The sequence below is a fragment of the Mycobacterium sp. genome, assembly GCF_049683935.1.
Taxonomy (GTDB): Bacteria; Actinomycetota; Actinomycetes; order Mycobacteriales; family Mycobacteriaceae; genus Mycobacterium.
In genome coordinates this window covers 1-7,506 of record NZ_JBAUJR010000330.1, presented here as the reverse complement: position 1 = coordinate 7,506, position 7,506 = coordinate 1, and the positions used below count along the sequence as shown (strand labels likewise).

Annotated in this window: 8 protein-coding genes and 1 pseudogene; 4 read left to right on the top strand and 5 right to left on the bottom strand. The window is 68.5% G+C overall.

From position 1 onward, the window contains the following. Positions 1-1,185 (bottom strand): UvrD-helicase domain-containing protein (locus WA965_RS19575; RefSeq protein ID WP_526447965.1); only part of this gene is annotated, 1,185 nt, incomplete at its 3' end. Between the two features lie 102 nt (positions 1,186-1,287). On the opposite strand from WA965_RS19575, the gene WA965_RS19570 reads away from it, so the two are divergent. Then, positions 1,288-2,070, top strand: a complete 783-nt coding sequence (locus WA965_RS19570; protein WP_526297746.1) for an alpha/beta fold hydrolase — start codon at positions 1,288-1,290, stop codon at positions 2,068-2,070. A 1-nt stretch (position 2,071) separates the two neighbouring features. Beyond that, positions 2,072-2,368, top strand: a complete 297-nt coding sequence (locus WA965_RS19565; protein WP_526297744.1) for an MGMT family protein — start codon at positions 2,072-2,074, stop codon at positions 2,366-2,368. Between the two features lie 67 nt (positions 2,369-2,435). Here WA965_RS19565 and WA965_RS19560 read toward each other — a convergent pair whose 3' ends face one another. From WA965_RS19560 to WA965_RS19550, 3 genes are all read right to left on the bottom strand, one after another. Next, complete coding sequence (locus WA965_RS19560) at positions 2,436-3,290, bottom strand: TIGR02569 family protein (RefSeq protein ID WP_526297742.1); 855 nt, start codon at positions 3,288-3,290, stop codon at positions 2,436-2,438. Positions 3,291-3,326: 36 nt separating this feature from the next. Beyond that, on the bottom strand, positions 3,327-4,505 hold the full coding sequence (gene moeZ / locus WA965_RS19555) for an adenylyltransferase/sulfurtransferase MoeZ (protein WP_526297740.1): 1,179 nt from the start codon (positions 4,503-4,505) through the stop codon (positions 3,327-3,329). Positions 4,506-4,630: 125 nt separating this feature from the next. Next, entirely contained in the window at positions 4,631-5,665 is a 1,035-nt protein-coding gene (locus tag WA965_RS19550; protein WP_526297738.1) for a DUF3152 domain-containing protein, read from the bottom strand. 166 nt (positions 5,666-5,831) lie between these two features. Between WA965_RS19550 and fasR the strand changes: the two genes are divergently transcribed. Further along, positions 5,832-6,509, top strand: coding sequence for an HTH-type transcriptional activator FasR (gene fasR, locus WA965_RS19545; protein ID WP_526297736.1), 678 nt, complete (start codon positions 5,832-5,834; stop codon positions 6,507-6,509). A 72-nt stretch (positions 6,510-6,581) separates the two neighbouring features. Here the strand turns inward: fasR and WA965_RS19540 are convergent, their stop codons facing one another. After that, a complete protein-coding gene (locus WA965_RS19540) occupies positions 6,582-6,851 on the bottom strand; it encodes a DUF3107 family protein (RefSeq protein WP_526297734.1) in 270 nt (89 codons plus the stop codon). 237 nt (positions 6,852-7,088) lie between these two features. On the opposite strand from WA965_RS19540, the pseudogene WA965_RS19535 reads away from it, so the two are divergent. Beyond that, positions 7,089-7,506, top strand: a pseudogene (locus tag WA965_RS19535) (hypothetical protein); the annotation flags it as partial.

Here is a 7,506-nt window from a genome sequence, read left to right as displayed (position 1 = left end):
GCCCAGCGCCGCGCCCATCCGCGGCACCGACCTTACGATCACCGCCATCTGCGTCCACGGCACGCCGTCGACGAGGTGTGCGCGTCGCAATGCGTCGGCGATCAGCGCACTCTCGGCATGTGCCGACGCGGCGATCCGTACCGCCAAGCCGGAGGGCACGTCGGGCGTGTCGATACCGGTGAGCGGCCGGTTACCGTCGCGGCCGGGAAGCCGGCGCGCGACCGCCCCGATGGCATCGGCCAACGGGGCTGCGCAACGGTGTGACTCGGTGAGCGTGAGCGTGGGTCCCTCACCACGCAGCAGCGCCGGGTCGGCACCCCGGTAGCTGAACACGGTCTGATGCGGATCACCGGCGATGACGGTGAGTTCCGTTCCCGCCGCGAGCACCTCCACGAGCCGGGCCGCCTGCGGGTCGAGGTGTTGGGCGTCGTCGACCAGGAGCAGCTTGACCCGCGCACGCTCGGCGGCCAACAGGTCGGTGTCCATCGCGAAGGCCTCCAGCGCGGCACCGACGAGTTCGGCGGCACCCAGGGCGGGGACGGTGGCCTGGGGCGCAGCCATTCCGACCGCCGACCGCAGCAGCATGACCTGCTCGTAGGCCTGCGCGAAACGGCCCGCCGCCTGCCACTCCGGCCGGCCTGCCAGCCGTCCGATGCGTTGCAGCGCAGCGGGATCGACTCCGCGCTCGCTGCAGCGCGCCAGCAGGTCGCGCAGTTCGGCGGCAAAACCCACGGTGCCCAGCGCCGATCGAAGCCGCGCCGGCCAACGAACCGGCGAATCGTCACCGTCCTCGACGTCACCGGCGAGCAACTCGCGGATGATCCCGTCCTGTTCGGCGCTGGTGATCAACCTCGGCGGTGGGGTCCCGTTGCGTTGCGCGGCCAGCCGCAACACCGCGAACGCGTAGGAATGCACCGTGCGCACCAGCGGCTCGCGCACCACCGTGCGCTCACCGGAGCCGAGCAGTGTCGCTGTGATCGCGGCCTTGGCCTGGGTGCCCAGGCGCGCCGAACCCGTCAGCAGCAGAACCGATTCCGGATCGCGACCCGCGCGCAGATGCTCGGCGGCCGTGTCCACGAGCAGCCTGCTCTTCCCGGTTCCGGCCCCACCGAGCACCCGCACGGTACCGCGCATCTCGCGGCGACCCAGTGCGGTCGGTGTCAGCTCGGTGTGTGGCGCAGACATGAGGGAATGACATCACGGGGGTCCGACAAGTTGCGCTGTCCTGCGGCGGGACCCCGACCCACCCGTTCGCGTACGGGTTCGACGGCTGGCAGCATCAAGCGGGTGACCGACGCGCTGCACACCTACCGATTCGGGCCGTCCGGGCCGTCCCGGGTATTGGCCATCCACGGGCTGACGGGACACGGCCGGCGCTGGGAGACGCTTTTTGACGGCCACCTACCCGAGGTCGCCGCCGTCGCTCCTGATCTTTTGGGCCACGGCCGGTCGTCCTGGGACGCACCGTGGACTATCGACGCGAATGTCGCCGGACTCGCCGCGTTGGTCGAAGCCGAAGCCGCGGGGCCGGTGGTCGCCGTTGGACACTCGTTCGGCGGGGCGATCGCCCTGAGCCTCGCGGCGGCGCGCCCGGACCTGATCAGCGGGCTTGTCCTCCTGGACCCGGCGGTGGCGCTGAACGGGCGGTGGATGCGCGAGATCGCCGACAGCATGTACGACTCACCGGACTACACCGACCGTGAGGAAGCCAGGGCCGAGAAGGCGGACGGTTCCTGGGGCGATGTGGCCCCCGATGAACTGGAACGCGAACTCGACGAACATCTCGTTCACCTGCCGAGCGGCCGGGTGGGCTGGCGGATCAGCATCCCCGCGATGCTGTCCTACTGGAGTGAGCTCACCCGACCCGTCGCGCTGCCCCGTCGTGGCACGCCGACCACGCTGGTACGCGCCACCCGCACCGACCCGCCGTATGCCCACGACGACCTGATCACCACCCTCGACGCCGGGTTGGGGGCGAGTTTCGCTCTGCTGGAATGGGATTGTGACCACATGGTGCCGCTGGCCAGACCCGCCGAGACGGCGGCGGTGATCAGCGGCCGGCTGGCCTGACATGGCGGCGATCACCGACGAGCAGGTGGAGACGGTTCGCGCACTCGTCGCGTCCATCCCGACGGGCGCGGTCGCCACCTACGGTGACATCGCCGATGCAGCGGGGCTTTCCAGCGCCCGCATCGTCGGCTGGATCATGCGCACCGATTCGTCGGACCTGCCGTGGCACCGGGTGATCACGGCGTCCGGGAAGCCTGCACCGCACCTGGCGACGCGCCAGTTGGAGCTGTTGCGGGCCGAGGGCGTGCTCGCCGCAGACGGCCGAATTGTGCTGCGGGAGTACCGCCACAGCTTCTGAGCGTGAAGCCAGGGCTGTTGATCGAGACCGTGTTACAGCCAGGAATGCTATTCCGCGGCGCACACACCTAGAGGACGAGCCGGACCAACGCCGCCGTGCGGGCCAGCCCGGGGAACGCTGCAGCCGTCGACCTCGGATGCAACGCGTGCACGGCGAGCCGGAACATCAACGCGCGCAACAACATCTGCGACCATTCTGGCAGCGGATTCCAGCGCTCGATCAGACCGTCGTCGGCCTCACCCCACGACAGCGCGTCCACCACCACCACGCCCGCGGCCCACGCGGGCGGTCGCCAGTAGGGCGTGATGTCGGTGATGCCGGGTGCTGCGGTGCCGGCGAAAAGCACGGTGCCGTAGAGATCTCCGTGCACCAGCTGGCTCGTGCTCTTGGTGGGCCTGCGCAGCGCGGCGAGCTGATTGATCAGGTCGATGGACTTCTGTCCGTCCGAGGTCCCCGGCGCCACCCTCGCCCCGGGCGGCAGCGAGTGCAGCGGACGTTCCTCCCAAGCAGCCCGGTCGGCGGCGATGAACACGTCGACATCGGCCCACGGCGCCACCGGCGGCTGGGTCAGGAACCGGGGCCGCTCGAGCTTGCCGGTGGCTTCGTGCAGGCGCACCGCTGCCGACACCACCTCGTCATGGCGGGGTTCGGGGGTGCCGGCGACGTAGGTGTCCGCCCGCCAGCCCGCGACCACGTAGCGGCCGTCGGTGGAACGCACCGGCCGGGCCAGGCGCACCCCGTCGACGAACAGCGTCTCGCGCACCTTGGCCGACCAGGCGGCGCGGGCATGATCGGCCACCATCGACAGCACGACCTCACCGCAGCGCCAGCCACCCTCCCAGCTGGATCCCAACGGTACCGGCTGCACCCCGGACAGCCCGAACGCCGCAAGCACATGATCTGGCGGGCGCTCGGCGGTCACCGCCACAGCCTAAGCGGAACGGGGGCCAACCCCGCGTTAGTACATCACCATGTCGGGTTCGAGTTGCTTGGCCCACGCCACGATGCCGCCCTGCAGATGCATCGCGTCGGAGAACCCGGCCTTCTTGATCACCGCCAGCGCCTCGGCCGACCGGATACCGGTCTTGCAGTAGAGCACCGGCACCCGATCGTGCGGCAGTTTCGCCAGACCGTCGCCGGATTCGATCGTCGACTTCGGGATGAGCTCGGCACCCTCGATGTGGTTGATGTCCCACTCGACCGGCTCGCGGACGTCGATCAGCGCGAACTTGTGGCTGGAGTCGAGCATCTCCCGCAGCTCGCGGGGGGTGACGGTAGCGTCCGCCGCGGCTTGAGCCGCGTCCTCGGACACCACGCCGCAGAACGCCTCGTAGTCGATGAGCTCGGTGATCTTCGGTGTCGCGGGATCCTTGCGGATCTTGATCGTCCGGTAGCTCATGTCGAGAGCGTCGTAGACCATCAACCGGCCGAGCAGCGGATCGCCGATACCGGTGAGCAGCTTGATCGCCTCGGTACCCATCACCGAGGCGATGGACGCGCACAGAATGCCCAGAACGCCACCCTCGGCACACGACGGAACCATCCCCGGCGGCGGCGGCTCCGGGTAGAGGTCGCGATAGTTCAGGCCGAGACCGTCGGGGGCGTCCTCCCAGAACACCGAGACCTGGCCTTCGAAGCGGTAGATCGAACCCCACACATAAGGCTTGCCGGCCAGCACCGCGGCGTCGTTGACGAGGTAGCGGGTGGCGAAGTTGTCGGTGCCGTCGAGGATGAGGTCGTACTGCTCGAACAGCTCGACGGCGTTGTCCGGTTCCAGGCGGACCTCGTGCAGTCGGACGTCGACGAGCGGGTTGATCTCCTTGATGGAGTCGCGCGCGCTCTGCGCCTTCGACCGGCCGATGTCGGACTGGCCGTGGATGATCTGGCGCTGCAGGTTGGACTCGTCGACGACGTCGAATTCGACGATCCCGATGGTCCCCACGCCGGCGGCGGCGAGGTACAGCAGCGCCGGTGAGCCCAGCCCTCCGGCACCGATGACCAGGACGCGGGCGTTCTTCAACCGCTTCTGCCCGTCCAGGCCGAGGTCGGGAATGATGAGGTGGCGGCTGTAGCGCGCCACCTCCTCGCGGGTGAGCTCAGCCGCTGGCTCTACCAGCGGCGGCAACGGTGTCGACACCGAGTTCTCCTTGGTTGGCTGTGGAACCATCTCAACAGGTACACCCAGTCAACAGCAACGAGGGCCGGACACTTCCCGCCTGCTCGGCGACGGCGAGCGCGCTCATTGGCACGCGAAACGTGGGATCAGGCGATCGGATAGGGCCAGGGGTTGAACCGGCAGGTCTTGCCGTCGGCGACGACGGTGCCCGGGTCGAAGCGCGCCGCGTCGTCGTTGCTGGTCGAGAACGTCTGCTGCATCATGATCGGCGCCAGCTCACCGTTCTCCGCGCACTGCTCGTGACGCTGGTAGCCGATGGCGTGGCCCACCTCGTGGTTGATCAGGTACTGCCGATAGGAACCGACGTCACCCTGGAAGGGCACAGCGCCGCGAACCCAGCGCGCCTCGTTGACGAACACCCGTGGCTGACCCTCGTAGGCCGGGTTGTAGCAGGACGCTTCGAGCGGGATGTCGTAGCCGCAGCCGCCACGAACCGTCATCGGGGACGTCAGCGACACCCGGAAGTCGGGCTGGACACCGGATGCGGCGTCGACGCGGGTGAAGGCGAACTGCGGGTTGTGCGTCCAACTCTTGGGGTTGGCCAGCGTCTCGCTGACCATGCGCGCGAAACCGTCGTCGCCGCCGAACGTCGTGGTGTCGACGCCGTCCTCCACCTCGACGGTGTAGGTGAAGACCTTCGTGGTGCCCTGGCCGACCTGCGGGGTGGCGCCGGGCACGACGTGCCACGTCCGGGCACCGGCCTCGGTGAAAGGTCCGCCGTCGGGCAGGATTCCGGTGGGCAGGTTGGCGTCGAACTCCGTCAAGCCCCTGGGCGGCGCACCGACGATCGCGGTGCTGGCGACGCCGATCGTCGGCGGCCCCTGCACCGGGCCCTCCTCGTCCACGACCTGCGGCACGCTGGTTCCGGTGATCGTCTGGTAGAGCACCACAACCGTGAGCGCGACCAGCACAGGCAGGGCATAGGCACGCCAGCCGTAGGTGGAGATGAAGCGGCCGAGCCAGGTCTGCTTGCGCCAGCGCTTGTGGTCGTCGCGATTGGACCTGGGCCGTCCTGACTGCTCGGCCAACGGGTCACGCTGCGCGCGGAGCGGCTCTCGCCAGTCGTCACGCAGCACAGGAGCGCGACCGCTGCTCCCGCGACGCCCCGGGTCGTAGGTCACCGACACAGGATGACACAGGTCAGAGGACTTGCACTTCCGGCGCGCCACCACCCGCCGCGCCCAACCGGCCGCCGCTCCTCACGCCTGTGGCCCGCGAACGGTAGTAGTGTCAATGCGGAGCGAATCAAACACGCCGGTCGCGCCGGCTGTAGAGCTAGAGGTTCTGATGAGCGATCTCGCCAAGACGGCGCAGCGGCGGGGGGGACAACCGGCCAACGGAAGCGGGATGCCCGCGAGCGCGGCCCGGCGCGGTAACCGGTTACCCCGTGACGAACGCCGTGGTCAGTTGTTGATCGCCGCCAGCGAGGTTTTTGTCGACCGCGGCTACCACGCCGCGGGCATGGACGAGATCGCCGATCGCGCCGGTGTCAGCAAACCTGTGCTGTACCAACATTTTTCGTCAAAGGTCGAGCTTTATCTGGCCGTGCTGCAACGGCACGTCGACAACTTGGTGTCCGGGGTGCGTCAGGCGCTGCGGACCACCACCGACAACCGCCAGCGGGTGCGTGCCGCGGTGGAGGCCTTCTTCGACTTCATCGAGCACGACGGTCAGGGCTATCGGCTGATCTTCGAGAACGATTACGTGACCGAACCCCAGGTGGCCGCGCAGGTGAAGGTCGCCACCGAATCGTGCACCGATGCGGTGTTCGACCTGATCAGTCATGACTCGGGCCTGGAACCCCATCGCGCCAGGATGATCGCGGTCGGCCTGGTGAGCATCAGCGTCGACTCCGCGCGCTACTGGCTCAACAACGAGCGCCCGATCGAGAAGGACGACGCCGTCGAGGGCACGGTGCAGTTCATCTGGGGCGGGCTGTCACACGTGCCGCTGACGCGGTCCTGAGCTTCGCCGAGACTGCATTCCGCGCGGTTTTCACAAGGGATTTCGCGCGCGGAATACAGTTTCGGCAAAAAACTAGCCCGCGGTGTTCGCGGTCTTGGTGACTTCGGCGCCCACCGCACCCACGCCGAATCCGACCCTGCGCGAGTCGGCGGCACCGATCTCGACGTAGGCGATCTTCGCGGACTGCACGAGGAAGCGCCTGCCCTTCTCGTCGGTGAGGCTCAGTACGCCGGTCTCGGCGCCCAGTGCGTCGGTGACCAACTTCTCCACTTCCGCCGGCGTCTGCGCGCTGCTGAGAATCAGCTCGCGCGGGCTGTCGGTGACACCGATCTTGACCTCCACGGTGAGAAACCCTTCTGTTCGTCTGCTCGTCGTCTCATCAGGAGGCTAATGGACGCCGACCGCCCGGGGCGGCGCAGGACGTACGCGGTCAGCGAAACGGCGCCCGGAGACGCCGCAACGTGAGGGCGACCGAACCGAGTCCCGACCGTGACCGCGGAGCGTGCGAGTTGACCTCATCTGTCACTTCTGTCTCGCTAGCATCAGGTCGAACCGTACGGAAACGACTGGGACAGTTGGATGAACAGGCCATATACCGCGCAATCACCGTATTCGCTGACACCGACCGAGCGCATCCGCAGCCCCCGCGAGGGCAGGCGCTACGGCGGCGGTCGCGACGCCGCCCATGACGGCGATCTGGATACCGACACCCTCCCGCCCTACGAGGACGGATACGACGGCTACGACGGCTACGACGGCTACGACGGCTACGGCCCGGTCGAGGACTACGACGACTACGACTACGACATCGACGAAGCACGTGTCGACCGCCGCTGGATGTGGATCGCCGGTGCGGCGGGCGCAGTCCTGTTCGTCGCCGTCATCGCCGCGAGCCTGATCCTGGGCGGCGGCGACAGCGGTTCGGTATCGGCGACGGTCGCGTCCGACACGTCCACGGCGCCGACTGCCGGCGCTGCGCCGGAACCCACCTCGGCAC